The 26,004-nt window shown below is 36.7% G+C and carries 26 protein-coding genes; 5 read left to right on the top strand and 21 right to left on the bottom strand.

Annotated features, from left to right (window positions below; genetic code table 11):
- Nucleotides 1-335: 335 nt before the first annotated feature.
- The 10 genes from F601_RS13295 to F601_RS0103725 form a co-directional block, all read right to left on the bottom strand.
- Complete coding sequence (locus F601_RS13295) at nucleotides 336-1,823, bottom strand: VWA domain-containing protein (protein WP_018164337.1); 1,488 nt, start codon at nucleotides 1,821-1,823, stop codon at nucleotides 336-338.
- Nucleotides 1,824-2,026: 203 nt separating this feature from the next.
- On the bottom strand, nucleotides 2,027-3,763 hold the full coding sequence (locus F601_RS0103765) for an ABC transporter ATP-binding protein (protein WP_018164336.1): 1,737 nt from the start codon (nucleotides 3,761-3,763) through the stop codon (nucleotides 2,027-2,029).
- Entirely contained in the window at nucleotides 3,753-5,486 is a 1,734-nt protein-coding gene (locus F601_RS0103760; RefSeq protein ID WP_018164335.1) for an ABC transporter ATP-binding protein, read from the bottom strand. The genes F601_RS0103765 and F601_RS0103760 overlap by 11 nt, the downstream gene beginning before the upstream one ends.
- A 48-nt stretch (nucleotides 5,487-5,534) precedes the next feature.
- Nucleotides 5,535-6,140: a lysozyme family protein gene (locus tag F601_RS0103755; protein WP_018164334.1), complete on the bottom strand. Its 606-nt coding sequence runs from the start codon at nucleotides 6,138-6,140 to the stop codon at nucleotides 5,535-5,537.
- Nucleotides 6,140-7,117, bottom strand: coding sequence for a nucleoid-associated protein (locus F601_RS0103750; RefSeq protein ID WP_026183096.1), 978 nt, complete (start codon nucleotides 7,115-7,117; stop codon nucleotides 6,140-6,142). Before F601_RS0103750 ends, F601_RS0103755 begins: the two co-directional genes overlap by 1 nt.
- Nucleotides 7,118-7,171: 54 nt before the next feature.
- Nucleotides 7,172-8,422, bottom strand: coding sequence for a serine hydroxymethyltransferase (glyA, locus tag F601_RS0103745; RefSeq protein ID WP_018164332.1), 1,251 nt, complete (start codon nucleotides 8,420-8,422; stop codon nucleotides 7,172-7,174).
- A 140-nt stretch (nucleotides 8,423-8,562) separates the two neighbouring features.
- Nucleotides 8,563-9,153: an L-threonylcarbamoyladenylate synthase gene (locus tag F601_RS0103740; RefSeq protein ID WP_018164331.1), complete on the bottom strand. Its 591-nt coding sequence runs from the start codon at nucleotides 9,151-9,153 to the stop codon at nucleotides 8,563-8,565.
- Nucleotides 9,146-9,976: a peptide chain release factor N(5)-glutamine methyltransferase gene (gene prmC / locus F601_RS0103735; RefSeq protein WP_018164330.1), complete on the bottom strand. Its 831-nt coding sequence runs from the start codon at nucleotides 9,974-9,976 to the stop codon at nucleotides 9,146-9,148. Before prmC ends, F601_RS0103740 begins: the two co-directional genes overlap by 8 nt.
- Entirely contained in the window at nucleotides 9,976-11,055 is a 1,080-nt protein-coding gene (gene prfA / locus F601_RS0103730; RefSeq protein ID WP_018164329.1) for a peptide chain release factor 1, read from the bottom strand. The genes prmC and prfA overlap by 1 nt, the downstream gene beginning before the upstream one ends.
- A 113-nt stretch (nucleotides 11,056-11,168) precedes the next feature.
- Nucleotides 11,169-11,750, bottom strand: a complete 582-nt coding sequence (locus F601_RS0103725) for a thymidine kinase (protein ID WP_018164328.1) — start codon at nucleotides 11,748-11,750, stop codon at nucleotides 11,169-11,171.
- Between the two features lie 191 nt (nucleotides 11,751-11,941).
- On the opposite strand from F601_RS0103725, the gene F601_RS0103720 reads away from it, so the two are divergent.
- Complete coding sequence (locus F601_RS0103720; protein WP_018164327.1) at nucleotides 11,942-12,364, top strand: NusG domain II-containing protein; 423 nt, start codon at nucleotides 11,942-11,944, stop codon at nucleotides 12,362-12,364.
- A 187-nt stretch (nucleotides 12,365-12,551) separates the two neighbouring features.
- Here F601_RS0103720 and F601_RS0103715 read toward each other — a convergent pair whose 3' ends face one another.
- From F601_RS0103715 to F601_RS0103695, 5 genes are all read right to left on the bottom strand, one after another.
- Entirely contained in the window at nucleotides 12,552-13,511 is a 960-nt protein-coding gene (locus F601_RS0103715; RefSeq protein WP_018164326.1) for a 1,4-dihydroxy-2-naphthoate polyprenyltransferase, read from the bottom strand.
- Nucleotides 13,495-14,568: an FAD:protein FMN transferase gene (locus F601_RS0103710; protein ID WP_018164325.1), complete on the bottom strand. Its 1,074-nt coding sequence runs from the start codon at nucleotides 14,566-14,568 to the stop codon at nucleotides 13,495-13,497. Before F601_RS0103710 ends, F601_RS0103715 begins: the two co-directional genes overlap by 17 nt.
- Nucleotides 14,569-14,733: 165 nt before the next feature.
- Nucleotides 14,734-15,234 (bottom strand): FMN-binding protein, encoded by a 501-nt coding sequence (locus F601_RS0103705; protein WP_018164324.1) that lies wholly within the window; start codon nucleotides 15,232-15,234, stop codon nucleotides 14,734-14,736.
- A 95-nt stretch (nucleotides 15,235-15,329) separates the two neighbouring features.
- Nucleotides 15,330-16,322, bottom strand: a complete 993-nt coding sequence (locus F601_RS0103700; protein ID WP_018164323.1) for a polyprenyl synthetase family protein — start codon at nucleotides 16,320-16,322, stop codon at nucleotides 15,330-15,332.
- Between the two features lie 92 nt (nucleotides 16,323-16,414).
- Entirely contained in the window at nucleotides 16,415-18,301 is a 1,887-nt protein-coding gene (locus F601_RS0103695) for an NAD(P)/FAD-dependent oxidoreductase (RefSeq protein ID WP_018164322.1), read from the bottom strand.
- Between the two features lie 321 nt (nucleotides 18,302-18,622).
- On the opposite strand from F601_RS0103695, the gene F601_RS0103690 reads away from it, so the two are divergent.
- From F601_RS0103690 to F601_RS0103680, 3 genes are all read left to right on the top strand, one after another.
- Complete coding sequence (locus F601_RS0103690; RefSeq protein WP_018164321.1) at nucleotides 18,623-19,171, top strand: Gx transporter family protein; 549 nt, start codon at nucleotides 18,623-18,625, stop codon at nucleotides 19,169-19,171.
- Nucleotides 19,172-19,252: 81 nt separating this feature from the next.
- Nucleotides 19,253-19,438: a 4-oxalocrotonate tautomerase gene (locus tag F601_RS0103685; RefSeq protein ID WP_018164320.1), complete on the top strand. Its 186-nt coding sequence runs from the start codon at nucleotides 19,253-19,255 to the stop codon at nucleotides 19,436-19,438.
- A 63-nt stretch (nucleotides 19,439-19,501) separates the two neighbouring features.
- Nucleotides 19,502-20,440, top strand: coding sequence for an FAD:protein FMN transferase (locus F601_RS0103680; RefSeq protein WP_018164319.1), 939 nt, complete (start codon nucleotides 19,502-19,504; stop codon nucleotides 20,438-20,440).
- Nucleotides 20,441-20,550: 110 nt separating this feature from the next.
- Here the strand turns inward: F601_RS0103680 and guaC are convergent, their stop codons facing one another.
- The 6 genes from guaC to F601_RS0103650 all read right to left on the bottom strand — a co-directional run bounded on the left by guaC (nucleotide 20,551) and on the right by F601_RS0103650 (nucleotide 25,454).
- Nucleotides 20,551-21,534: a GMP reductase gene (gene guaC / locus F601_RS0103675; RefSeq protein ID WP_018164318.1), complete on the bottom strand. Its 984-nt coding sequence runs from the start codon at nucleotides 21,532-21,534 to the stop codon at nucleotides 20,551-20,553.
- 261 nt (nucleotides 21,535-21,795) lie between these two features.
- Complete coding sequence (gene queE / locus F601_RS0103670; protein ID WP_018164317.1) at nucleotides 21,796-22,512, bottom strand: 7-carboxy-7-deazaguanine synthase QueE; 717 nt, start codon at nucleotides 22,510-22,512, stop codon at nucleotides 21,796-21,798.
- Nucleotides 22,502-22,951: a 6-carboxytetrahydropterin synthase QueD gene (gene queD, locus F601_RS0103665; protein WP_018164316.1), complete on the bottom strand. Its 450-nt coding sequence runs from the start codon at nucleotides 22,949-22,951 to the stop codon at nucleotides 22,502-22,504. Before queD ends, queE begins: the two co-directional genes overlap by 11 nt.
- Complete coding sequence (gene queC, locus F601_RS0103660; RefSeq protein WP_018164315.1) at nucleotides 22,951-23,604, bottom strand: 7-cyano-7-deazaguanine synthase QueC; 654 nt, start codon at nucleotides 23,602-23,604, stop codon at nucleotides 22,951-22,953. The genes queD and queC overlap by 1 nt, the downstream gene beginning before the upstream one ends.
- Before the next feature lie 295 nt (nucleotides 23,605-23,899).
- A complete protein-coding gene (locus F601_RS0103655) occupies nucleotides 23,900-24,751 on the bottom strand; it encodes a Cof-type HAD-IIB family hydrolase (RefSeq protein WP_018164314.1) in 852 nt (283 codons plus the stop codon).
- 91 nt (nucleotides 24,752-24,842) lie between these two features.
- Nucleotides 24,843-25,454 carry a DUF5052 family protein gene (locus F601_RS0103650; RefSeq protein ID WP_018164313.1) on the bottom strand — a complete coding sequence of 204 codons (612 nt, stop codon included), beginning with the start codon at nucleotides 25,452-25,454 and terminating at the stop codon, nucleotides 24,843-24,845.
- A 111-nt stretch (nucleotides 25,455-25,565) separates the two neighbouring features.
- Here F601_RS0103650 and F601_RS0103645 point away from each other — a divergent pair, with 111 nt between their 5' ends.
- Nucleotides 25,566-25,961 carry a hypothetical protein gene (locus F601_RS0103645; protein WP_018164312.1) on the top strand — a complete coding sequence of 132 codons (396 nt, stop codon included), beginning with the start codon at nucleotides 25,566-25,568 and terminating at the stop codon, nucleotides 25,959-25,961.
- Nucleotides 25,962-26,004: the final 43 nt, after the last annotated feature.

The raw sequence follows: 26,004 nt of genomic DNA, 5'->3' as shown, positions 1-26,004 counted from the left end.
TTCTTTACATCCTTCACTTTTCAAGATAATCTTCGTATAATTATTTTATCATTTAATTTATATGCTATGAAGAAATATCTGTTTTTTTAATTTGTTTGTAACTTGCTTGTAACTGATTTTGAAATTACTAATTGAAAACTATCTCATGTCTGTCAAAAACTGTTCAAGTATTAATACTAAGGTTATTATATGAAAAACTAGTTTCACTCATCAAAAAATGAAGTAATATAAAAAAATTCAGCAATTCATCATTACAATTACTGAGTTTTGCTTTTTTTAATTGATAAAATAATATACAGTGATAAATTGTACACTTGAATACTTATTGAGTTAAATTAATCTTCTTTACGGCGACTTTTGATACCTACAGTTCCTAGAAGAGTGATTAGAATACCTAGACCTGCTACAGCAGCTGTGCTATTTTTTTCGCCAGTTTTTGGTAATTCATCTTTTGAAACTACCTTTTTAGCAGTTGCCGTACTTGTTGGTTTGACAACATTTGCCTTTGGAGTAGCTTTGACTGGTGCTGCCGCAGGTTTCACAGTCTCTACTGGTTTTTCAGTAGCAACTACTTCCACAAAAATACGATAATCGTCTTTGATTACTTTGTAGTAACGAACATCACTGTTAACATTGGTAATAACCCATTTACCAAGTTGGTTACTCATAATCTCAGCATAGTCTTGATTGATATCAACAGCGAATCCACCTGTACCATCAACAAATGGTGTAAATTCATTGACTGCTTCGCTATCATTAGTGTCGTAAACAAAACTTGTAGCTATGTTCGCCTTTTTCAAATTCGCTACTGCTTCAGCTATACCTTGTGCAACAACTTCATCAGAATCCCAAATATCAATATCTTCATCAGTAAATACAACAGCAAATCGTTTAGATCCTGTATTTGTTGACCAATCATAGTCTGATGCAATAAAATTCAAAGGAGACCTAGGATCTTCAGAAGCTCCTTCATAATCCAACTGCTCTAAAGCTGTAATAAATTCAGCAGTGTCAGTAGTAAAGTAAGAACCATTAAAGCTTGTAGTTGTGAAATCAGTTCCGTAGCCAATCAAACCAAGTCGGGTAGTTATGCTTTCTTGATTCAATCCAGATACAAAGTTGGTGACATTGTTTTTTACGCCTTCAATGTCATCATACATTGAACCTGAAGTATCTATGATAAATACGATATCTGCATTATTTCCTTGAGTTGTAGTTGTGGTGCTATTATCAACTTTAATGACTTCAACTGTTGTAGTCTTTTCAACTCTTTCTTTTTCAGTAATAGTGGCTGATTTAGTTTCGTACTCACCGGATGTCTCATACGAAACTGTTGATTGCTCTTGTACACCAACCGGTTCAGAACTATCAGCTTTAGTCGTCGTAACAATCTGTGCTGTAGCTTCGCTCGTTGCTGTGGTAGTACTTCCTTCTTCGCTTTCTGTTATTACAGGATCAGACGCACTAGTCTCAACAGAAATAACATCACCAACATTTGCAACTTCTTCGTCAACAACAGGCTGAGCTATAGCATTTGTTATTTCTTCACTAACAATATCAGTAGCTGTACGAACATCAATCAAATTCTCATTGATTACAGTGACATCCTCTTCAAAGCTTTCAGAAATAGTTTTGGCTGCACTAGACATGGGTGCTTTATCATTATTCACAGCAACCTCTGTTGTTGAAGGTTCGGAAACCCCGTTGTCATCAGCGAAAACCGTTGCAGTTCCCAAAAACATAACCGCAATAGTCACAGAAGCAAGTCCTACGCTTAGCTTACGTAGAGAAAATTTAGACTCTTTTTTATTAAAACTTTTCATTGGCTCAATCTCCTTTGATTGTTATAATGTTTTAATTAAATTATACCACTCTTAAAATCAAAGTAAAGTTTGAACATCAAATATTATATATAATTTTAAAAATTCTAAAAATATTTTTCTAATATAAAAAATCTCTATCGCTCGTACTGAGTGATAGAGATTAGAAAAAAATTACAAGTTAAAGATGTGATTATTACTTAATTTTATGATGCTTGTGCCATCTGCATACGATAATACATCCCTTTTTTCGCCATGAGTTCCTTGTGATTGCCATATTCAACAATATCACCTTTATCCATAACAAGTATCAGGTCAGCTGTTTTAATCGTTGAAAGTCTATGGGCAATGATAAAACTTGTTCGACCTTCCATTAGTTTTTCAAAAGCCTCTTGAATGAGAACTTCTGTTCGAGTATCAATTGAAGATGTGGCTTCATCTAAAATCAAGATTTTAGGAATATTGACAAATACACGTGCAATTGTGAGTAATTGACGTTGACCCTGTGAAAGTGATTGACCGGCGTCATCTAGGTAGGTATCATAACCCTTAGGTAATTGTCGAATAAAGAAATCTGCATTTGCTGCTTTGGCTGCTGCAATGACTTCTTCTCGACTGGCTTCAGGATTAGCATAAGCAATATTTTCATGAATAGTAGCAGTTTTTAACCACGTTTCTTGCAAAACCATTCCAATTTGCTGTCTTAAATCCTCTTTTGAAAACTCTCTAATGTCTTTACCGTCCAGATAAATTGTACCTTTGTCAATCTCATAGAATCTCATAAGAAGATTTATCAAAGTTGATTTTCCAGCTCCTGTTGGACCAACGATAGCGATTTTTGATGAAGCTGGAATACTAAGATTGAGATTTTTTATTAGAGGGTGATTGGAATCATATCCGAACGCTACATGATCAAAGGTAATTTGACCTTCTAAATGATCTGAATCGATTTGACTCGTTACATTTTCCTGTACAACTTCTTCATCTAAAATTGAATAAAGTCTTTCTGCGCAGGCAATGGCACTTTGCATCTCTGACATAACAGACGAAATGTCGTTAAAAGGCTTAGTGTACTGAGTAACATAATTTAAAAATGTGGTTAGTTGACCAACTGAAAATGCACCAGACATAATACGTAAAGCCCCCACACCTGCCAGCAGTCCATAAATTAGACTATTAATAAAACGTGTAGAAGGATTAACAGTTGATGAATAGAAAATTGCTCCCTGAGAATAATTAGCATATTTTTCATTAATACTTGTAAACTGTTCTACAGCTTCTTCTTGAGCGTTAAATGTTTGTATTAAGCTTTCTTGACTAATCATTTCTTCAATGAACTGAGTCTGACTTCCACGAGATTTTGTTTGATTTTGATAGAGACTGTATGATTTCTTTGCAATAAATCTCGCTAAAAAGAGTGATAAAGGAGTCAACACTAGTACCAAGAAAAGCATTAAAATATCAATTCTAGCCATTGATACAATTGTGATGATAATTGTAAGTAGGCCGACAAAAAATTGATTAAATACCATTAGAAGGCCGTTACTTAACTGCTCAGTATCTGTTGTAACTCGACTGACTAAATCCCCAGCACTGCGCTTATCCATAAAAGAAATGGGCATCTGATTTAATTTGATCATAACCGATTGACGTAAATCTTTAATATAATCAAAAACTAATTTATTATAAAGTATGGGATTAATCCATTGAATTGAAGTGTTACCAATAACGACCAATAGCATAGTTATTAGAATTGGATAAAGAAGTTGAAGTGAATTTTCTTTAAGTACTGTATCGACAGCATCACCTATTAATACAGGCATATAAACTGTTAAAGCAACTTGAATAATTGTACCTAAACTAGCAGCAGAAACTAGCACTTTTTGTGATAAGAGATCCTTAATGAGACGTCTAGCGGTCATATCTTGTCTTCTAGCCTTCATTTTGAACCTCCTCCCCATGTTGCGAGTAATGAATCGACTGATATAAGCTGTTTGATGCTAATAAGTTATCATGGTTGTCAAAACCAACTTGTTTTCCTTTATCTAAAACTAAGATATTATCAGCATTTTTCAAGCTATTTGTTCTTTGAGAAATCATAATAAGATTTGTATCACCCAATTTTTCTTTGATTGCAGAAAGCAGTCTTGATTCAGTTAAGTAATCTAGAGCAGATGTCGAATCATCTAAAATTAAGAATGGACGCTTTTCAAGCACCGCTCGAGCTATAGTCAACCTTTGACGTTGCCCTCCCGAAAAATTTCGGCCAAATGCAGCCACTTCTTCATCTAACTGACCTTCTTTTTCTCGGACAAAGTCAGCAGCCTGAGCAATCTCTAGCGCCTCCCACAACTCGCTATCAGAAATCTCTCTCTCTTGACCAAGAACTAAATTAGATCGAATCGTTCCCTGGAACAACTCAGCCTTTTGAGGAACAAGACCAATCCAAGAACGCCATTCCTTAATAGTATTTGGTGACTCATTTTTTTGGAAAATAGCCAAGCTGCCCTCTTGAGGAACATAGAGATGATTAAGCAGTTCCACGACAGTTGATTTACCTGCTCCGGTCCCCCCAATAATTCCTAAAAAGCTACCTGGTCGCATATTAAAGTTAATTTGTGAAAGAGCAGGCTCCGCAGCAGTTGGATATGTAAAAGTTATCCCATCAGCAACTAAAGAATAATGATCAGAAAATGATTTGGTTAATGGCGCTGAAATATCCTCAGAGGGTTTATCAAAAACAGCATTAATTCGTTTTGCACTAATAAAAGACTGATTAAGAGATGTTACTAGCATGGTCATTTTTAATAGCTCAGTTAAAATTTGAAGAAGATAATTGACTAATGCCACAAGCATCCCTTGTGATAATAAGTTATTTCGAACTTGTATGTTTCCTTGGTAAATAACGATAATGAGGGTTACATTAACTACAACATATGTCAATGGAGTGACCAAGCTAGAGAGATTATTGGCTTTAATTTGTAAATTAGTATATACATTATTATGGTCTTCGAAGTGTTCTTCTTCAGCTTTTACCTGACCAAAAGCACGAATAACCCTAACACCTTGAATTTGTTCTCGAGTGAGATTGACTATTCGATCAGTTGCCAGACGAATTTGTCCAAAAATAGGATTTAATAAGCGAGACATGATAAAAACAATGAAAAATAACAGCACGACCATGGCAATAAAATAAATGGTTATTTTTGCACTAATAGTAAAAGCCATAATGATTGCACCAAACACAATAATCGGTGCTCTTAAAAATAGGCGTAAAAACTGATTGATTCCAGTTTGAATTTGAAAACAATCGCTGGTCAAACGTGTAACTAAACTTGAAGTTGTTAACTCATCACGATCCTCTTTACTTAAAGTCATGATTTTAGCAAAGAGATCCTTAGTCATTTCCTTAGTAACACCAACGGCCGCTTTTGAAGAATAATACTGTGCAGTTATGGCAACAACAACTCCTATCGCTGCTAGGCCAAATAGCAGAGCAATCATCAGATATAGTTGTTTTTTATCCGAGTTTGGTATGGTATTATCAACAATCTTTGCAATAATAATTGGAACTAATAGTTCAAAAATCGCCTCTAATAATTTGAATAAGGGGCCCAGAATAGTCTCTTTTAGGTAACCTTTAAAATATCTGCTTAATTTTTTCATAATACTCTTTCTTAAGACAGAAACTGCTCCTGGAGGCCAGAAAGCAGTTTAACTAAAAACACTCATAATTTCAATCAAGTATAGATTGAAGTGAACTTCTCGAGAATAATAAATATTTCCACCATTTTTATAAAGACGTCCACCCGAAATTAAGGCAAGGGGATGGTAGTAAAAATAACTTTCTCCGGAAGTATTCCCAAGGCTTGGTGCAACGACATCTCTTGAATATGCCTCAGCTAACTCAATTGTGTTTTCACCACCGTTTTTAGCAACATATTCAATGTAGGCTGTACCAAAATTATAGGCTTGAACTGCAGTCCATACATCTACTCCAGCTGCTTCAGCTAAATCAAGATTTTTAGATAAGACAGACACACCTTGTTGAATACTCGTCTGACTATCTGTAATTGAGTTAGCAACACCGTCAGAACTTTCGCTTGACTGCATGACATCTGCCTCGCCACCCTTAGTTTCGGTGTAAATCATTGCTAGTACCAATTCGACATTGGCTTTGGTATCGTTATCAGCTAATGTCTCTTCAACCATTTCTTTATATTGCATAACATTTTTGACATTCCGATGAATTCGATAAGTTTGAAATGCAAATAAAAAGACAAGCAAGAAGATTATTAGCCGTTTCAAATATTTAAACATTATTTATTTTGGATATCCTCAATATTTTTTATCAAAATTGAATAGGTTCCATCTTGATTTTGAATGAACTCAACACTTTCAGCATCCTCATAAACATTGTTTGGGACTATGAGCTGGATACCATTAGAAAGTGATAATTTTTGATTTTCTAACTTTTTTGTCTGTCTAGAATGATCAATATCAGAAACTGTTATTGGTTCTGGAATAGACTCTTTTAATTGATCAACAAAAGTTAAACGCGCTGTCAGATTGTCATCAAAAAGTTGATCCGCAAGCTTTTCTGGAGATAATTCCTGTTCCTCTTCTAAGTTCTTAAAAATTGCAGATTTCATCTTTGATTGAAAAGCAAAATCATCTTTGTTGAAGTTTTCAGCAATTTTCTGTGCTGTTTGTTCAACCATCTTAATAGATTTCTTTACAGATTGTTCAGGCTTTACTTGCAGTAAGTTTTCTGAGAAATAATTGGCAAAACTGCCATTATGCTTAATTCGCTTTTCAATTAGATAATAATTACCAGATTTTCGATTAATGACTAAAGCTTCATCCGGTGTCTGAGCAGCTGATGGCAGATTGTTTTGAGTTACTTTTATGGGAGAATGGCTATCGCTAGAAATATGGGTGAAATTTTCCCTTAGAGCAACTCTTAAAAAGGCAAAATGCTCAATTCCTTCTTTATCAAATTGAATAAAGACAAGATCGTTAGTCTTCTGGTCTTCAGAAATGACAAATTCTTCCTTCCAAAGCTGAGCTATTTTAACAGAAGTCTCTAACAAATCCTCAGTCAAATAAGACATAAAGACATTTTCTTGCTCAAATTGACCGCGTTTTGCTTCATCAGAAAATACTTTCGTCAACTTTTTACGAAAATAGTCATCCAGTCTAGGTGTTATTTCTAAATAGTTATCTGCCAACAATAGTTCAGTATCATTTGGACTAAATTGGTGGATTACAATACGTTTTAAATATAAATCAATCATTTGTTTACTAAAATGATTCAGATTTGGCTTTTTAGCCAAATCTGAATAAACTTTCTAATACAATGGGTGAGCGTCAGTAATAGCTTTCACTTCCTGACGGACTTCTTCTAAGATACTCTCATCTTGATAGTTCTCAAGTGTCTTAATCATAAGCTCTGCAATTTTACGAGATTCCTTGACACCAATACCACGACTTGTGATTGCAGCTCCACCGATACGAATACCTGATGTTTTAAATGGTGACAATGTTTCAAAAGGAATTGAGTTCTTATTAAGAGTAATATTTACTTCCTCAAGAACGTTTTGAGCTAATTTACCATTTTCAATAACTTTAGTCACATCAACTAAGAAGACGTGGTTATCTGTACCACCAGAAATAACACGGCAATCTGGATGTTGGTTGAATACATCAGCCATTGCTGCTGTATTAGCAACGACATGTTTGGCATAGACTTTGAATTCTGGGTCAAGAGCTTCTTTAAGTGCAACAGCTTTGGCAGCAATAACGTGCTCCAATGGACCACCTTGCAAACGTGGGAAGACTGCTGAGTTAATTTTTTTAGCAATCTCTTCATCATTTGTTAAAATCAAACCGCCACGAGGGCCACGCAAAGTTTTGTGAGTTGTTGTTGTCGTAATATGAGCATATGGAACTGGACTTGGATGTTGACCACCAGCTACAAGACCAGCGATATGGGCCATATCGACCATAAGGTAGGCACCAACTTCATCAGCAATTTCACGGAATTTAGGGAAATCAATGATGCGAGAATAAGCTGAAGCACCAGCAACAATCATTTTTGGTTTTACTTCTTTAGCTAAATCAAGAATGGCATCATAATCAAGCATTTCAGTTTCTTGGTTAACAGGGTATGAAACGAAATTGTAAGTTTTACCTGAAAAACTTACAGGAGAACCGTGTGTCAAATGACCACCGGCAGCAAGGTCCATGCCCATAACAGTATCGCCAGGTTCAAGAACCGCAGCATACGCAGCTTCATTGGCTGTACTTCCTGAGTGAGGCTGAACATTTGCAAACTCAGCACCAAAAAGTTCTTTTGCGCGCTCGATAGCAAGATTTTCAACAATATCGATACAGTCTGTTCCACCATAATAGCGTTTCCCTGGGTAACCTTCAGCATACTTATTAGTCAATACAGAGCCTTGAGCAGCCATGACTGCCTTAGAAACTACGTTTTCGGAAGCAATCAATTCAATATTGTTTTGCTGGCGAACTTCTTCTGCATGGATAGCATTCCAAAGTTCAGGATCAAATGCTTCAAAATTATCTTTATCAAAAATCATGGCGATACTCCTTTGTACACAATAAATATTTAATCTATAATTAATCTGATTTTTGTTCAAATTGATTAAAACAAAAAATACAGATATAACTACCTTAGTTACCTAAATTTACCTAAATCTTAAATTAACATCTTCAAAACTTAAAAACGCAGCTCGGGAATGACTTGTAATAGTTCTTCTTTAGTAATTGAACCTTGTCGCAAGATGCGTGCTTTTTCACCTGTTAAATCTAAAATGGTAGAATCTTGTCCAGTTAAAGCAAGGTCATCTTCAAAGCCAACTATTTCTTCAGAAAATTGTTCTTTAACTTTTGAAAAAATCTTTCCACTTTCTGTCCCTGATAAGTTTGCAGATGGTCCTATCAGAGGACCTGTTTTTTTTATCAAATCCAGAGTAACGGGATGTTTAGGTAAACGAAAACCAATTGTTGATAAGCCAGAATTGATCCAAGCTGGCACGCGCTCATTAGCCTCTAAAATAATGGTCAATGGCCCAGGCAAAAATTTTTCGTAGAGCCGATTTAGATAATCTGGCTGATTTTTAGAAAAAGCTAAAATCGACTCTAAATCTGAAACATTTAGATTCATAGCTTTATCACGAGGACGCATTTTTAAATCATAAACATGATTAACGGCATCTTCGTCTAGTGCCTTAGCAAATAGACCATAGACTGTCTCAGTTGGAAGAATAACTGCACCGCCATTTTCCAAAATCTCTTGTAACTTATCCATTGTCCATCACAACCATTCTATCCTTACCGAAAATATCGGCAATCACTCTTGAGCGTTTTTCAGGGAAATGCTGCGCAAGTAACTTAAGCAGCCCCGGACCTTGCTTATAGCCGATTTCAAAATATAGTTTCCCATCCTCGGCCAAGAAAGGCTGAGCACCTTCAATAATTTGCCGATAAATGGCAAAACCGTCCTCATCAGCAAAGAGTGCCAAGTGAGGCTCAGATTCCAATACATTGAGTCCAACTTCATCTTTGTCATTGAAAGCAATGTAAGGTGGATTGGAAACAATGATATCAAATGTATCTGAAATAGAACTATAAACATCTGACTCAAGAAATTCAATATCAACTTGATTGTCTTCAGCATTCTCTTTCGCTAAATCCAATGCATCCGAAGATATGTCAGCCGCTGTTATCTGCCAGCTAGAGCTAGCTTTTTTTAGTGCAATGGCAATAGCTCCGCTTCCTGTACCAATATCTAAAACTGAAAGGTCAGCTCTACTATTTTCCGCCAAAATCAAGTCAACTAATTCCTCAGTCTCAGGGCGAGGGATTAAAACCCGATTATCAACCTTAAGTTCCAGATCTCGAAAATAAGCCTTTCCCGTGATGTACTGTGGGGAGACGTGTTGTTCAAGCTTGGCTACAATTTCTTCAAGTAGCTTCTTATCTTCACTAGTAGGCTCCTGGTTTTGATGAAGGAGAAAATCCAAGCTTGACCAAGATTTCAATTCACGAAAAACGTAGGTTAAATTCTCGCGATCTTCACCATTTTTCTCTAGCAAATCTTCATAGTAATGGAAAAGCTGAGCATAATTCATTATTTATTCAACTCTTCTAGTTTTTTAGTTTGATCGTAAAGAACAAGAGCGTCGACAACTTCATCTAGTTTACCAGACAAAATTGTATCTAGCTTTTGAAGTGTCAAGCCAATACGGTGATCTGTTACACGATTTTGTGGGAAGTTATAGGTGCGGATACGTTCTGAACGATCACCAGTACCGATGGTTGATTTACGCTCTGCATCTTGCTCATCTTGGGCAATTTGAGCAAAGTGGTCGGCAACACGAGCACGAATAATCTTCATAGCCTTGTCACGGTTTTTTTGCTGCGTACGTTCTTCCTGCATTTCAACTTTAATATTGGTTGGCAAGTGAACAATACGTACCGCTGTAGCAACCTTATTGACGTTCTGTCCACCGGCACCAGATGCGTGGTAAATGTCCACACGAAGATCTTTAGGATCAATATCATATTCCACTTCTTCGACTTCTGGCATCACCAAGACGGTTGCTGTAGAAGTATGGACACGACCTTGACTTTCAGTTACAGGAACACGTTGAACACGATGGGCACCTGATTCGTATTTAAGTTTAGAGTAAACAGATTGACCTGACACCATGGCCACAACTTCTTTGATACCACCAACTCCGTTATAAGATGCTTCCATTACTTCGAAGCGCCAGCCTTGGCCTTCCGCAAATTTTTGGTACATCTGAAGAAGATCTCCTGCAAAGAGAGCTGCCTCATCACCACCAGCAGCCCCGCGGATTTCCAAGATAATGTTTTTATCGTCATTTGGATCTTTAGGTAAGAGAAGAATTTTTAGTTTTTCTTCGTATTCTTCCTTAGCTGCCTTAGATTCTTTAAGCTCTTCCTTGGCCATTTCTTCCAATTCAGCATCACCACCAGCATCCTTAATCATTTCCTCTGCATCAGAGATGTTTTGGATTACTTGTTTGTATTCGCGGTAAGCAGTAACTGTGTCACGAGTTGCTGCCTCTTCCTTCGAAAGCTCCATAAAGCGTTTAGTGTCTGAAACCACTGCAGGGTCAGATAAAAGCTCACCAAGTTCTTCATAGCGGTCTTCTACCGCTTGCAATTGATCGTAAATATTCATTTGTTAATATAATCTCCTCTTTTTGGGAAATAGCAAAGCTGAATGACTTACTAAGTTCATAAATTTTTTAATTAAGTAAATATTCTAACTATCTCCCTTTGCTACTATCATTATTAATTGTTTTTTGTAACTTCAGGGTTGAAATAATGTTTTCTACATACTGGAATATAGGTTTCATTACCACCTATCTGAATTTGTTCACCATCATAGACCGGTTTCCCATGATCTGTACGCAAAACCATAGTCGCTTTTTTTGAACAGAATTGACAAATGGTTTTGATTTCATCAATTTTATCAGCCATCAATAATAGTTCACGAGAACCTTCAAACAAGTGATTTTGAAAATCGTTTTTTAACCCAAAAGCCATGACAGGAATCGATAGTTCATCCACAACTTTTGCCAAATCATAGACATGCTTCTTAGTTAAAAATTGTGATTCATCAATTAAAATACAATAAGGTTTTGGATTAATATGCGCTATGTAATCAAAGACATCCATATCATCAGTAATTGCTATAGCTTTACGCTTCATACCAATTCTACTAGATACAATGCCATAGCCGTCTCTCGTATCTAAAGCACTAGTCATAATAACAACTGGTTTCCCTTGCTCCTCATAATTATGAGCAACCTTAAGAATTTCAATTGTTTTACCAGAATTCATGGTGCCATATTTGTAATACAATTGTGCCAAAAAGGATATTCCCACCTTCTATCAATATCTTTTCTATTTTACCATAAAATAGATGTATTTGACAGTAAGTTAAATGGATGAATTCAAAAAATCAATAAATTCTATGTCTACGCCTTCAATTGATTGTCATCGAAAAAGCATAAGAGAATCAAACAGTTTACAACTTTGCTATTTTTCTCTAAAATAGAGTTATGAACGCAATCCTCAAATATTTTAAACCTTTTGATTATATATTAATTGGCCTCGCTGTTTTTATTTCTTTTTTACCCACGATAGTAACAACTTTCAATAAAGTTAACACACCTGACACTGTAATCGCTGTAGTTAAAATCCATGGAAAAGTTGTTGATCGGTTTGAACTTGTTGAAGGTGGTCCTCACCAAGAGGTTACCTATTATCCAAATGAGGGACAATACAATATTGTAGAAATTGATGGTAACCAAATTCGTGTTAAAGAAGACAATAGCCCAGATCAGATTGCTGTAAGGACAAGTTGGATTCACCGACCTGGGCAAGTTTCTGTTTGTCTCCCACACCAACTGCTAATCGAACTTCAGGAATCAAAGCCGCAAAATAATGAAGAGGATGAGGAAGACTTAATTCTCCCGCTCTAACAAAAAAGCCTGCAAACTCTCTGCCCGTAACCTTTTGGACATGAATCCAGAAAGGTTAAGAAGGAATTTGCAAGGCTTTTTATAATCTTTTAAAATCAAAATGATACATCGTCAGTTTCGCCTTGCCGTACTCTAGTACAACCTTCGTCTCACTTCCTCGTCTGATTTTGATTTTATTTGAGTATTATTATTTTAAAATAAGAGCAATCATTAAGATAACAACATATAGTCCTGATAATAAAACAAAACTTTTGATTGATTCAACAAAGGTCTCTCTTTTGATTTGTTTTTTTCTAAATTTGATTAAACTTCTTAAGTTCAACGGAAATGCCAGCAGCCCTAACCAAGACCAATAAGGTATTAAACCCAAAATTGGATAAACTGCTAAGAAAACCCAAGCACTGACATTTAGGAAGGTATAAAGTTTGACTCCGTTTTTGACACTAATAAAATGAACCAAAGTAAAGCGGCCATTTCGAACATCTTGGTCATAGTCACAAAGATTATTTGCTAGCATAATATTTGCAATAAGATTTACTAAAGGCAAACTCACAAAAAAGATGAGCAAGGTTTGTAACCAAGAAAAGTGAATAAAAATATCTCCTCCAGCCCACTGGCTTGAAAGTAAAACTTCTGGTCTTTGTACAAATATCGCTAAAAAGTAAATACCAAATCCCATCGTTACTCCAGAGAATAACTCACCTAGTGGCAGACGTGACAAGGGAAATGGTCCATATGTATAGAAAATCCCAATTAAAAAGCACAAGACACCCAGTGGCAAAAGTAACAAATCTGTCCTTAAAACTAAAATAAGTGAGAAGAAAATAGCAAAACACAGAAGCATCCAGATAATAGAAACCATATGACGAAAATCTAAACCATGTTTACCAATGACATTCTCATCTCGGAGGTATTCTTCATCTAAAGCTTTCTTGAAATCCATGGTATTATTAATGGCCGTTGTACACATATCAAAACTTAAGACTGCCAAAGTAAATAAGACTGTATTCCAAAATTGGAATGCTTTAAAATGATAGGCTGCAAACAGGTATCCTATAACCATAGGGAAAAAGCTAGCGACTTTTGTTTTTAACTCAACAAATTCTAAAAAAATGGGTAATGTTAATTTATTATTCGTTTTCAACAATGTGATAATCCTCATTTTTCAATTCAAATTTTTCTTTAAGGCCACTTGAGATATGAAGACCTTTATCTTTATCAATAAAGACAGCTTCAACATTATCAAGAGATTCAATATACTTCATACCTTCCTCGATACCAAGAAGATAGAGACTTGTTGAAAGCTCGTCACCTTGTATTGATTTATCAGTGTAGACAGTCACCCCTGAAATATTGTTCTCGACAGGATAACCAGTCTCGGGATTCATGATATGGTGATACGTTTTTCCATCCACTTCAAGATAACGTTCATAGATTCCTGACGTTACAACTGAACGATTCTTTACATGGACAGCACCAACAGTATCACCTCGAACTTCATCAGGATTTTGAACACCAACATTCCATCCCTTTTCATTATTTGGAGATGTTCCCATTACAAGGACATTACCGCCGAGATTGATTATTGCTGTTGAAATATGATGTTTTTCAAAAATAGATTTAACTCCATCAGCTATATAACCTTTTGAGATTGCACCAAGCTCCAAAGTCATCCCTTTTTCGATATAAACAGTCTCTTGTTCTTCATCAATTTTGATGTTTTTATAATTGATAAATGGCAGAGCAGCTTTTATTTCTTCATCACTAGGCAGACGAGCCTCATCGTCCCCAATTCGCCATAAATTAGTAACCGCACCGATTGAAATATCAAATTTTCCATCACTCTTTTCAGACATCTTCAAGGCTTCTTTAATGATTGTGAATGTTCTTTTATCAACTTTCACCGCCTCTTCACCTGCTGCATGATTGATTCGATAAACATCAGAGCCTTCCAGATTAGTGGACAAAAGTTTTTCCATTTCTTTGATATAATCAATGGCTTCCTCCATCACTTTTTCTTGTCCTTTATGATATATCTTAATTTGGACAACAGTATGAAGAAGAGATTCTGATCGGGTTAGAGGGCTTGTTGTAATCGCTAAATTTGAACCATCCTTTGTCTGAGGTTTGAGGAAAAAGTAACCTACTAATGAGATGACTATCAAGCTAATGATTATGAGTAAAAAGTTTCGTTTCTTTTTCATTTAAAAACCTATCTTTTGTAAACTATTAGTTACAACACATATTCTAAATAACTTTTAAAATTAAACTCGAACGTGAGAATTATAATTGAAAGATGAACTAGAAAATAACAAAACAGAGGCTGGGCACCAGGTCCCTGCCTCTCTTAGTTTGTAAATCTAGAAGAATTATTCGCCTAAATCAATCTCAACAGTGTCAGTGTTCCCTTCAGCTGCTGCTTTCAACAAAGCTTCAGCTGAAACTTTGAAGTTTTCAGATGAATGAGTAGCACCTGAAACTGTTTCAACATCATCAACATTTTGAGTTTCAACAAGTTCTTCATTCAATTTAGCTGTTGCATCTTTAGATGAGATACCTGATTTAGCTTCCATGTTTTTGTTGTACTCTTCATCTTCTGATTTTTTAGCTCCATCAGCATTTTCATAGTCGAAGTTTGAGCTTTCGATTTTACCATCTTTAACAGTGATAGTGTGTACAACTTTCCAACCACGTTCATCAAAACCAGACTCAGCTGTATAAGTTCCATCTTTAAGAGCAGCTGTTGAAGTAGATTCTTCAACTTTAGCATCACTTGAAGCGCTTGTGTCGTCAGATGATTTGCTTCCGCAAGCAGCCAATGTAAGGACAGAAGTCAAGAGCATAGCGCTCATGAGAAGTTTCTTTTTCATAATGAAATACCTCTTATGTGTTTATATTTTTTAATATCATTATTATAACACTTTTGTACATGAATGTGCAAGGTTTTTTGAAAGCATTTTCTTTTTTAGAAATTTCTTTTCATTACCTGGTATACAAATGTCTCAAGTGTCGAAAAGTTCAGTAGTTGTAATCGTTTTCCAAAGCCAGAAAATTTACTAAGATAAGCTCTAACCAAATCCTCAGTTTTATCGAATACTCCAAGGTTTTCAAGCTTATTATAAAGTTCTGAAATCTCGTTTTCTGACCAGTTTCCTTCTTTTTCTGAAAGAGATGAAAGGGATATGCCATCACGCATTTGGTTTGCAAAAAGAATCGGAGCTGTGTAGATGCCGTTTCGAATATCTTGCATTCTTGGTTTACCAGAATCTTTCTCAGATAATTGATAATCTATTAAGTCATCTTTTATCTGAAAGGCCATTCCGATAGCTTGTCCCATATTAAATGCTGATCGAGACTCTTTTTTGCTCGTCCCTGAGTGATAGGCACCAATTTGACACGATAAAGCAAATAGAAAGGCTGTCTTTCCTTTGATTTGCTTTAAGTAATCCTTCATTGTCATTGTTGATTTATTCTGATTCATCAATTGACTTAATTCACCAGCCAATATACGTTCTATAACTCTTCGATTAGTAAAACCGAATGCTTCCTTGTCAACATTGAGTTTTTCCGTTCCAATTAGGGCAAGCCTTCCAGCATATGCTAGCAGATAGTCACCTGCATAAATGGCAATTCTATTTGAGTACTGTTGATGGATGGCATCAACTCCTCTTCGAACATCTGCATGATCAATGACATCATCATGAATCAGAGTTGCTAAATGCAACATTTCCAAACTAGCAGCTAGATATAGTTTACCTTCAGGTATTTCTCCTTCTACTTCTCTAGCTAAATAGAGACATAGACCGGCACGGAGATATTTCCCGGGTGCATCAATATACTCACGAATTTTTGCTTTTACTTCAGGATGGTTTATAGAAAGTTCAGAGCTCATAATAGCCTTGACTCTCTCAAGGCCAACTTGTACCTCGGGAAATGGATCCCATATTTTGTGTACCATCTACTCCTCCATTGAATAGAAATTGGGCCTCTCCAGACTAAGTATGTAAACTTATCAGGAGACAACCCAATCTGACTATTTATTTTTAATAATTATTTTGACGAATCACCATAGATATGTTTCGGCCTACCGTATATCCACTTATCTAGGAACTTACCTAGCCATGGCATAATCCAGTAATCCAGACCAAATGAACGACCTGCTCCCGCCATCAAGGCAATTGCAACAGGAACAAACCACATGTTAACCCAGTAGAACATACCTGAGAGACTGAACATCACCACAAGTCCTGCTGTAGCAGCACTCACTAACCAGACAAAGGCACCAGCAATAAGAGCAAGACCTATAAGAATTTCTGCACAAGTCATAAATTTCTGCATAAAGAGTGCTACTTCTTGGTTAGGCATCATGAATTTCATGATTGAAGCGAACCAATCTGGCATTTCTTTAAAGACTTGCATTGGTTCCTCGCCATAAGTATAGTTGAAGCTAAAGATTTGTTTAGCTGCTTCAACTGTTGCATCTGCCGCTGCACCTGCCGCTTCTGACGCACCTGAAGTGGCATCAGCTTCTTGTAACCATGGGAATGGGAAGGTAACTTTATCACCGAACCATGACTCAGTGCCGAATAGACCAAAGGCTTTCTTAATACCCTCATAGAGCCAAAGTGATCCGTAGAAGACACGAAGAGGAACTAACCAGAGACGATTACCCTTACTTGAAGTATGACTTCCGAAAATATTACGTCCATCACGAATATCAAAGAATTCATGACGTGCATATGCTCCAATATTGTAGAAACTGCTCACGGTGAAGAAATAAAGCATATTAATCAAATGTTTCACGAGCATTGCAAAGAAACCTGACATATGGTATTTATTCATCAAGAATGCAACACCGTATTTAGAACCGATTGAAACCATGAAACCGTCATACTTACCTTTATAAGCATGCTTTTCAGTGCCATTAATGTCAGCAACGATATTGACAGCTGCAGTATGTGCAGTTTGTTCAGCTGCTTGAACGATTTGCGGTGTAGGACGTCCTTCAGTGTTAGGATCTTCATAATAAACAAGGTCACCAACAACATAAACACCCTTATGGTCTTTAGCTTCCATGTATTGGTCAGCTACAAGACGACCAGCACGTGCACGTTCGATACCAAATTCAGCCGCATCAGATGTTGCTTGAACCCCTGCTGTCCAAATAGCTGTGTAAGTTGGAATAACTCGACCAGATGAAAGATGGATAGCATCTTTCTCAACGCTAGCTACCCCATCGCCAAGGATAACTTCAACACCTTTTTTATCAAGGTATTTCATTGTCTTCACTTGTTCTTTTTCAGTAACCATTTGAAGAATGTTTGGCATTGCTTCAACTACTTTAAGTGAAAACTCTGATGGATCAAGTTTGAATTGTTTAGCTAGGATTGGTACCCAATCAATAAGCTCACCAACCATTTCAATACCAGTAAATCCAGCACCAATAACATTAAATGACAAGAGTGCTTTACGTTTTTCAGCATCATGTTCACGCATAGCTTGGTAACAAGCGTCTAAGATGTGTTCATGTAAACGTTCAGCAGCTTCAATAGACCAAAGTGTGAAACTATTTTCTTTAACACCTTTGATACCAAAGTCATTTGCTTCGCCACCCATGGCTAGTACAAGGTAATCAAAAGCCAAAGTACGATGTTCAGCAACAACTTCTTTTTTATCATAGTCAATTGAGAGAACTTTATCTGTTACCAAATTAACTTTTGGATATTTTTTAAAGATTCGTTGAAGATCATATTTGATTGCTTCCGGTTCAACACGACCTGCCGCTACTTCATGTAACTCAGTCATGTAAGTCATAAATGAATTTTTATCAATTAAAGTAATATTGATATCGTCATTCTTTTTAAAAGTTTTTCCTAAATGTCTAGCTGCAGTTACTCCTGCAAATCCAGCTCCGACAATAACAATGTTTTTTGCCACTCTGGCTCCTCCTCGTGAATATTTTTATTCAACACTAAAATTTTATCATAATCTAACCTCATAAACAAGGTATATTTAAACGTTTTCATTAAGTTTACTGACACTTTCCTGGGATTTGTATGTTTTTTACCAGACAAATCTACAGAAAACCCTTACTTTTTTCTTATTTTTTAACAAGTTGATAAGTTGTGAATTAAAGGTTTTTGTAAATATCAAGATATTTCCTTTAGGGTCTTATTCTGTTCTTATGGATAGAACTACTAGATTCTTGTCGAAATTATGATAAAATAATGATGTATGCCAAAATATTTCGGAGGTTCCATGGATTCTAAATTACAAAAGACATTATTCATTGCCATGCTAGCTTCCCAGGCAGTCGTTATTTCTCTAGTAGAACGTACTATTCCAACTCCGTTTGCTTTTGCTCCTGGAGCGAAGCTTGGGTTAGGGAATCTAATTACAATAATAGCCTTATTCACCTTATCCCAGAAAGACTGTTTAAAAGTTATAGGTCTGCGGCTGCTCCTCTCAACCTTTCTCGGAGGGACTTTTTCTACTTTTCTCTATGGCTTCGCTGGAGTTACCCTCAGCTATTTGGTCATGAGTTTAATTAAAAAGTTAGGACCAAATCGCGTAAGCGTAGTTGGTATTTCAATACTAGGCGGTATCATGCATAATATTGGCCAATTAACAGTCTTTGCTTTGATATCGCAATCACTACTTGTACTCAATTACTTACCGATACTTTCATTTAGTGGTATTTTATCAGGATTCTTTGTTGGTATTACAGGTAATTACCTTTTGGTTAAGATTGCTCCGCTCCAGCAACTTCATAAACAACTACTTGATGGATGGAAATTACAAAAATAAGAAATTGTCATTTTTTGACTGTTTATCAGAAAAAATTGTGCTAAAATAAAGTTATTAGTTTATCTAAAAGAGGAGATTCCTATGCCATTCGTTAAAATTGACTTATTTGAAGGTCGCACAGAAGAACAAAAGATTGAACTTGCACGCGAAGTAACTGAGGTTGTTTCACGTATTGCAAAAGCTCCAAAAGAAGCTATTCACGTTTTCATCAACGATATGCCTGAAGGTACTTACTACCCACAAGGTGAGATGAAGAAAAAAAACTAAACTCTGTCTTTGACAGAGTTTTTTAGTCCTCAACACTACATTTTTTAGAAAAGGAAAATACACATGCAACTTGCACATAGTGTCAAAATGATGGGAACTACCATCGATTTGATGGTTGATTCAAGCACTCCTCAAGTGCACATTGATCACTGTTGCCAACTACTAGAAATCTACAGAAATCGTTTCAGCGCCAATGATGCTGATTCAGAGCTGATGCAAATTAACAATCAGGCTGGTATTTCTCCTGTAAAAGTTCATCCAGACTTATTTGATTTGATAAGTCTTGGAAAAAAACATAGCCTTGCTAGCCCTAGTAATCTTAATATCGCTCTAGGGCCTTTGGTACAAAGCTGGCGCATTGGCTTTGTCGATGCCAGAGTACCTGAACACAAGACTATTGAGTCAGCGCTAGCCCTTACCAATCCAGAAAATATTATCCTAGACAAGGACACTACTTCTGTTTTTCTCAGTCAAAAAGGGATGAAAATAGATCTTGGTGCCCTAGCTAAGGGATATATAGCTGACAAAATCATGAACTACCTCAAAAATGAAAAAGTCAGCTCTGCTATGATCAACCTAGGCGGGAATGTCTTAGTGCATGGGGAAAATCCCAATAGAGAAAATGGTACTTGGGTTATTGGAATTCAGCATCCCCAAAAAACTCGAGGAAACAATCTGGGTGCTGTCACTATAAGGAACCAATCTGTGGTCACATCAGGTATATATGAACGTCACTTAAACCTTGATGGTAAGGACTATCATCATATTTTTGATCGCCAAACAGGCTATCCCATTGACAGTCCAATGGCCTCTTTGACTATTGTTTCAGATTTGTCAGTTGACTGTGAAATTTGGACCACACGACTCTTCGGTCTTCCGCTTATGGAAGCGATAATGACCATTAACCATTTGCCACACGTCGAAGGTATCATTATAACAAGAGATAATCGTATTGCTGTATCAGACGGCCTGAAGAAAGATTTTCAGCTCTTTTATTCATAATTTCCAGTATAAAATCATCTAAAAAGTCCAAACTCTTGAATTTGAGTTTGGACTTTTTGATGCACTCTTAGTCGACATTCTCAATCTAAAGGGATTGAACAAACTTGATTTTAAATAGAATCCCCATTCCAGATTGAATTTTTGACAATGACATAATCCACGCGCGTCAAGCTCTGGAGGTCTCGGCCGCCGGCATAGGAAATTGATGATTGCAAATCTTCTTCCATCTCAGTCAGTGTATCTTGCAAATGACCTTTAGCCGGTAGTAGAATTTTTTTACCTTCAACGTTTTTATGTTCTCCTTTTTGATACTCTGAGGCTGAACCAAAGTATTCTTTGAAATGCTGACCATCTACTTCTACCAATTTACCTGGGCTTTCAATGTGACCAGCGAAAAGTGAACCAATCATAACCATGCTAGCGCCAAAGCGGATAGATTTAGCGATATCACCATGAGTACGGATACCGCCGTCAGCAATAATAGGTTTACGAGCTGCCTTAGCACACCAGCGAAGCGCTGCTAATTGCCAACCACCTGTACCAAAACCAGTCTTAACTTTAGTAATACAAACTTTACCAGGTCCAATACCGACTTTAGTAGCATCTGCGCCAGCATTTTCCAACTCACGTACAGCTTCAGGTGTACCAACGTTACCAGCAATAACAAATGTTTCTGGCAACTCCGCTTTAATATGTTTAATCATCTTGATGACAGAATCAGAATGACCGTGTGCAATGTCTATGGTAATAAACTCAGGTGCGTCATCTTTTAAATCAGAGACAAAGTCATATTCATAGTCTTTAACGCCGACAGAAATTGAAGCAATTAAACCCTTTTGATGCATACGTTTGATAAATGGCTTGCGCGAAGCTTCATCAAAACGATGCATGATATAGAAATAGCCAGATGATGCTAATTGCTCTGCAATATCTTCATCCATGATAGTCTGCATATTGGCAGGAACAACTGGGAGTTTAAAAGTATAATTTCCAAGTTGAACACTGGTATCAGCCTCACTGCGACTTGAGATAATACACTTATTTGGAACTAATTGAATATCTTCATAATCAAATACAGGCATATCGTTAATCATAAAAAAACCTCTTTCCATCTCGGGGAGACTAAAAGAGGACAACTTTATCTATGTGGTCACCTTTTAGTCTAGAATCATCCCTTCCCAAAGACAGTTCTATCTAAAGTATGACCTTCCTATAACTCTCCTGTTAATAGCAGAGCATCGCTAGGTAATTCCTTACCCTTCCATAATTATTTTACAAAATATTCTTGTTTTTGTCAATAGAATAACTCAATCAATAAATAACGTTCGGATTTTACGTACTTTATAAAATCGATATTATACTCCACGTTGATTATCATACAAAAGGGTATGAAGTTGTGGCAAGACGCGTACATTCCCCCAAGTATCATCAGCAGCAACCCTTTCCCAGAGTTCTCGGAGTCGATTAAGCTGAGCTGAAACAATATCTCCTTGGGCCTGTGGCTCTGGGTTACCAGCTGATAAATAAAGGACATCTGGTTGATAGCGTTCCTGAAGACTTTTGGCAAAAGCCAAGTCCTCATCATTAAAGATTGGAATTTTAAAGGTTATTTGGTCATCTCGCAAATTAGAGACAATAAAGTCTAGAGTTTCAAAGTTCACGGTCATCTTGCTTGATGGCGGTTTTGGACTTAAAGTTACTTGGTCAATATCTTTGAGCCATTCTTGCCAACGAGAACCCTGAGTTTCTACTGCAAGCGTTACTCCGCGATTTTTAAGCTTATTGACTAGCTCTGCCATATTGCTGGCCAGAAGACAGGGATTTCCACCTGACAAGGTCACATAGTCATAGAAGCCAAGATTATCAAGTTCACTAATGACCTCATCAGCTGTCATTGCTTTAGGTTTTTCAGAACCATCCCAAGTAAAGGATGAATCACACCAATCACAATGGTAATCGCATCCAGCAGTCCTCACAAACATGGTTTTCTGACCAATTGCCCGCCCTTCTCCTTGAAAAGTGGGACCAAAGATTTCCAAAACAGGTAATTTTAATTGACGTTTAGATGCCATTCTGGTCCCACTCCTTTCGAAATTCAGCATAAGATGTTGGTGTTTCATAAAGTCGAACTGATTCCACTTGTAGCCCACGTTCTTTTGGTAAATGCAAAGCGACTTCTTGATAAATCCAGTAAACCATATTCTCAGCTGTTGTATTCATATAAGGTAGTGTTTCATTTAGATAGCGATGGTCTAAGCGTGGTTCTAAATGTTCTTTATAGATTGTCTTCAAATCACCAAAATCAATTGCCATACCTCGGTCGTCTAAAAAGCCTGATACGGCGATTTGTAAGCGATAGGTATGTCCGTGCAGGGATTTGCACTTACCTTCATAATTGAAAAGGTGGTGAGCAGCATCAAAGGTAAATTCTTTTGATACCTGAACACGTCTTGGACAATAAACTAAGGGTTGACCCGTAGGTTCTTTAATTTCTTTAGGTGCTAGAAACATTATTCTTTTCCTTTCTTTGCCAAATACTTTTCTAGGCCTGCTTGACGTAGTTCACAAGCAGGACACTCTCCGCAGCCGCTACCTTTGATGCCATTGTAGCAGGTTAGTGTCTCTTGACGGACATAGTCAAATTGACCTAATTCATCAGCCAATTCCCAAGTCTCTGCCTTATCCAGCCACATCAAAGGTGTTTGAATAACAAAGTTGTAGTCCATAGCCAAATTAAGAGTCACATTTAATGATTTAACAAAAACATCACGGCAATCAGGATATCCTGAAAAGTCAGTCTCACAAACACCTGTTACAATATCTGTAATCCCTAATTGTTTAGCAAGGACTGCAGCAAATGACAAGAAGAGATGGTTACGGCCATCGACAAAGGTATTGGGAACATCATCATCTGGATTTTCAATTTCCATATCACGTGTCAATGCATTTGCAGTAATTTGACCAAGAAGAGACATGTCTAAAAGGTGATTCTTGACACCTTGTTCCTTAGCAATGGATTGAGCTACTTCAATTTCAAGACTATGACGTTGACCATAAGCAAAGGTAACTGTTTCAACATGGTCATAGTGTTTAAGTGCCCAAAATAGGCAAGTTGTTGAATCTTGTCCGCCACTGAAGACAACAAGAGCAGATTGACGTTTCATTTTATAATACTCCTTATCTTATATATTCGGGCAAAGAAAAACTCCCATGGAATCCACAGGAGTGCTAAAGACAGTTTATTAAGTTTCAACCTTACCTTTGACAGCAAGAAATCAACCCATACTGGTTTTTTTTAGCGATGGCTTCTCCCAAACATCGTTTTATTGTGCCTAAACATCATACCACCTTTGAAAGTAATATGCAAGTTTCAAAAAGTATTACTTCTTTACCTATAATCTCATTTCGCAACTTATCATAAGTGATTAGGGACACTAATTTTGTCCTTTACTTTTTAAACTATTTTGATTGGATAAGTCCAAGTTTTTCGAAAGCATTATAAAGACCGTCTTCTTCGACATCGTCGGTCACCATGTCTGCCATAGCTAAGATTTCTGCTCCGCCATTTCCCATAGCAACTCCTAAGGCACAATAGTCAAGCATAGGGATGTCAATTTTGGCATCACCAAAAGCGATTGTGTCTTGACGGTCGGCACCTAAATGTTCAAGTAGAACATCAATGGCATGCGCTTTGGTAATTCCTTTAACACCAAGATCTCCAAAGAGTGCAGTTTCTCCGCGGCCACCCCAAGTATTTGCTACAAGATTTGGAAATTTTTCTTTAGAATCAAGATGGTCTTGATAAGAATTGAGAATAAAACTAATTTTATTAAGGTCATCTCGATAGAGGTCTGCTCCATAAATCATTTGATCTAAAAATTCAGCAGTTGCTTCTTCTTGAGCCTCAAGAGATGAGATGCCTTTTCTATTGGCGTACTCATTCATGACCGGGTGGGCACGCTCTCGGAAACCGTCGCTCGCAAAAAGACCGTTGTTGCTTTCCAAGTAAAACTCTAAACCGCGCTCATGTAGCCAGTCAACAACAGAAACTGCATCTTCAAATGCAATTAGCTGATGCATAACGACTTGCTCTTCATGTTCAACGTAAGAACCATTTCCGCCAATCATCCCATCAAGACCAATTTCCCAAAGTTTATCTTGCATTTCAGCTCTGCTACGACCTGTACTGACAAAGACTAGGTGACCATTTTTGCGTGCTTGGCGTATTGCTCTCACTGCTGATTCCGGGACACGATTATGATAGTCAACTAAAGTACCGTCTACATCCAAAAAAATAATTTTTCTTGTCATCTTATCACCTCTTTTTTCTTTACTATTATTGTACAAATAAAAAAAGATAAGCGATAGGCTTATCCTCTGATTAAATGATACTTTCCTCTGTTTATTTGAGCAAATCAGTATCGTAAATAGTAAAATCTGCTCGATAAATAATAAGGCGTTTACCATCAACTAATAGGTAAGTTGTATTGGGAATGCCATCTGGGGCAAAAGTTGACACACGGTTCCCAAAATAAGTTGCTAATGGCGTTCCTGTCTGGGAACGAACGAGAATCAACTTGCTCTCACCGCTGACATTGTTTTTGATTTCATTGAAAAAACGATTTACAAATGGCAATGATCGATTATCTGAATAAATGTCAACAGAATCAGCATATTTTTCCATATAGTCTGTTAGTCCATTTTCTGAAAAAATCAAGGTTGAACCAACATGAATAACTTGATTTCCTCCAACTGTAATATCAAGCACAGATGACTCCTTGCTGACATTTCCGTTCACATCAGTAATGTCAAAGCGATCATCACTCTCAATGGAAATTGATTTACCAGTAATTTTGTCAATAACTTGGGAATTTTCATCGAAAGTACGAATAGTACCATTCAAACCTAGAAATTGTTCTTGTGTCGATTTAAAGAAGTTTCCGATACTTTGGCATCCTGCCAATAGCATCAATCCCATGATAAATGTTACTAAGAGTTTTACTTTTTTCTTCATAACAAATCCTCCTGTGATAAGTATAGCATATTTCACTTAGTTCTCTATTTTTTATCCAATATGCAATGCTCATTTCTTGCTCTTTTGCTTTAAAATGGGTATGATGTGACTATGAATACAATCAAAGAATTAATCGACAATCTTCCATTTCGTGCCAGTTTTTATGACAAAAATTCTAATCTTTTATACAGTAATAACCAATCTGACGGTTCCTTCTTCCCTGAAGACGAAGAAGAGACTCTCCCACAGTGGATTCTAGAACAATTACAGTCATCATCAGAAAAGTCGCTCCATCTTCAAGTTCCAACTGATTCTTTTGATCAAATTTTAATGCAAAGCTATCAGGCTATTTATAATCAAGAGAAGGAATTCGTTGGTGTAATAACCTATATTCAAGACTTAAAGCCTATTTTGTCATCCTACCTTAAAGAATCCGGGCAAGCAATTGTAGGTTGGTCAGATGTAACATCTGGAGCTTCAATCTCTAACCATCTCTTCGATGAGTAAAACAGCGTCTACTTTGGACGCTGTTTTTATCTATTCTAATCTT

This window comes from Streptococcus henryi DSM 19005, from assembly GCF_000376985.1.
In the GTDB taxonomy this organism is placed as follows: Bacteria; Bacillota; Bacilli; order Lactobacillales; family Streptococcaceae; genus Streptococcus; species Streptococcus henryi.
This window is presented reverse-complemented; position numbering and strand designations above follow the sequence as displayed.

Bases quoted from the DNA above. Each gene is read 5' to 3' on its own strand.
- guaC (WP_018164318.1), bottom strand. From the start codon at position 21,534: ATGATTAACGATATGCCTGTATTTGATTATGAAGATATTCAATTAGTT.
- F601_RS0103645 (WP_018164312.1), top strand. From the start codon at position 25,566: ATGAATACAATCAAAGAATTAATCGACAATCTTCCATTTCGTGCCAGT.
- F601_RS0103650 (WP_018164313.1), bottom strand. From the start codon at position 25,454: ATGAAGAAAAAAGTAAAACTCTTAGTAACATTTATCATGGGATTGATG.
- prfA (WP_018164329.1), bottom strand. From the start codon at position 11,055: ATGAATATTTACGATCAATTGCAAGCGGTAGAAGACCGCTATGAAGAA.
- F601_RS0103720 (WP_018164327.1), top strand. From the start codon at position 11,942: ATGAACGCAATCCTCAAATATTTTAAACCTTTTGATTATATATTAATT.
- F601_RS0103690 (WP_018164321.1), top strand. From the start codon at position 18,623: ATGGATTCTAAATTACAAAAGACATTATTCATTGCCATGCTAGCTTCC.
- F601_RS0103700 (WP_018164323.1), bottom strand. From the start codon at position 16,322: ATGGTACACAAAATATGGGATCCATTTCCCGAGGTACAAGTTGGCCTT.
- queE (WP_018164317.1), bottom strand. From the start codon at position 22,512: ATGGCATCTAAACGTCAATTAAAATTACCTGTTTTGGAAATCTTTGGT.
- F601_RS0103705 (WP_018164324.1), bottom strand. From the start codon at position 15,234: ATGAAAAAGAAACTTCTCATGAGCGCTATGCTCTTGACTTCTGTCCTT.
- F601_RS0103680 (WP_018164319.1), top strand. From the start codon at position 19,502: ATGCAACTTGCACATAGTGTCAAAATGATGGGAACTACCATCGATTTG.
- F601_RS0103760 (WP_018164335.1), bottom strand. From the start codon at position 5,486: ATGAAAAAATTAAGCAGATATTTTAAAGGTTACCTAAAAGAGACTATT.
- queC (WP_018164315.1), bottom strand. From the start codon at position 23,604: ATGAAACGTCAATCTGCTCTTGTTGTCTTCAGTGGCGGACAAGATTCA.
- queD (WP_018164316.1), bottom strand. From the start codon at position 22,951: ATGTTTCTAGCACCTAAAGAAATTAAAGAACCTACGGGTCAACCCTTA.
- F601_RS0103765 (WP_018164336.1), bottom strand. From the start codon at position 3,763: ATGAAGGCTAGAAGACAAGATATGACCGCTAGACGTCTCATTAAGGAT.
- F601_RS13295 (WP_018164337.1), bottom strand. From the start codon at position 1,823: ATGAAAAGTTTTAATAAAAAAGAGTCTAAATTTTCTCTACGTAAGCTA.
- F601_RS0103740 (WP_018164331.1), bottom strand. From the start codon at position 9,153: ATGGATAAGTTACAAGAGATTTTGGAAAATGGCGGTGCAGTTATTCTT.
- F601_RS0103750 (WP_026183096.1), bottom strand. From the start codon at position 7,117: ATGATTGATTTATATTTAAAACGTATTGTAATCCACCAATTTAGTCCA.
- F601_RS0103755 (WP_018164334.1), bottom strand. From the start codon at position 6,140: ATGTTTAAATATTTGAAACGGCTAATAATCTTCTTGCTTGTCTTTTTA.
- F601_RS0103655 (WP_018164314.1), bottom strand. From the start codon at position 24,751: ATGACAAGAAAAATTATTTTTTTGGATGTAGACGGTACTTTAGTTGAC.
- prmC (WP_018164330.1), bottom strand. From the start codon at position 9,976: ATGAATTATGCTCAGCTTTTCCATTACTATGAAGATTTGCTAGAGAAA.
- F601_RS0103710 (WP_018164325.1), bottom strand. From the start codon at position 14,568: ATGAAAAAGAAACGAAACTTTTTACTCATAATCATTAGCTTGATAGTC.
- F601_RS0103685 (WP_018164320.1), top strand. From the start codon at position 19,253: ATGCCATTCGTTAAAATTGACTTATTTGAAGGTCGCACAGAAGAACAA.
- glyA (WP_018164332.1), bottom strand. From the start codon at position 8,422: ATGATTTTTGATAAAGATAATTTTGAAGCATTTGATCCTGAACTTTGG.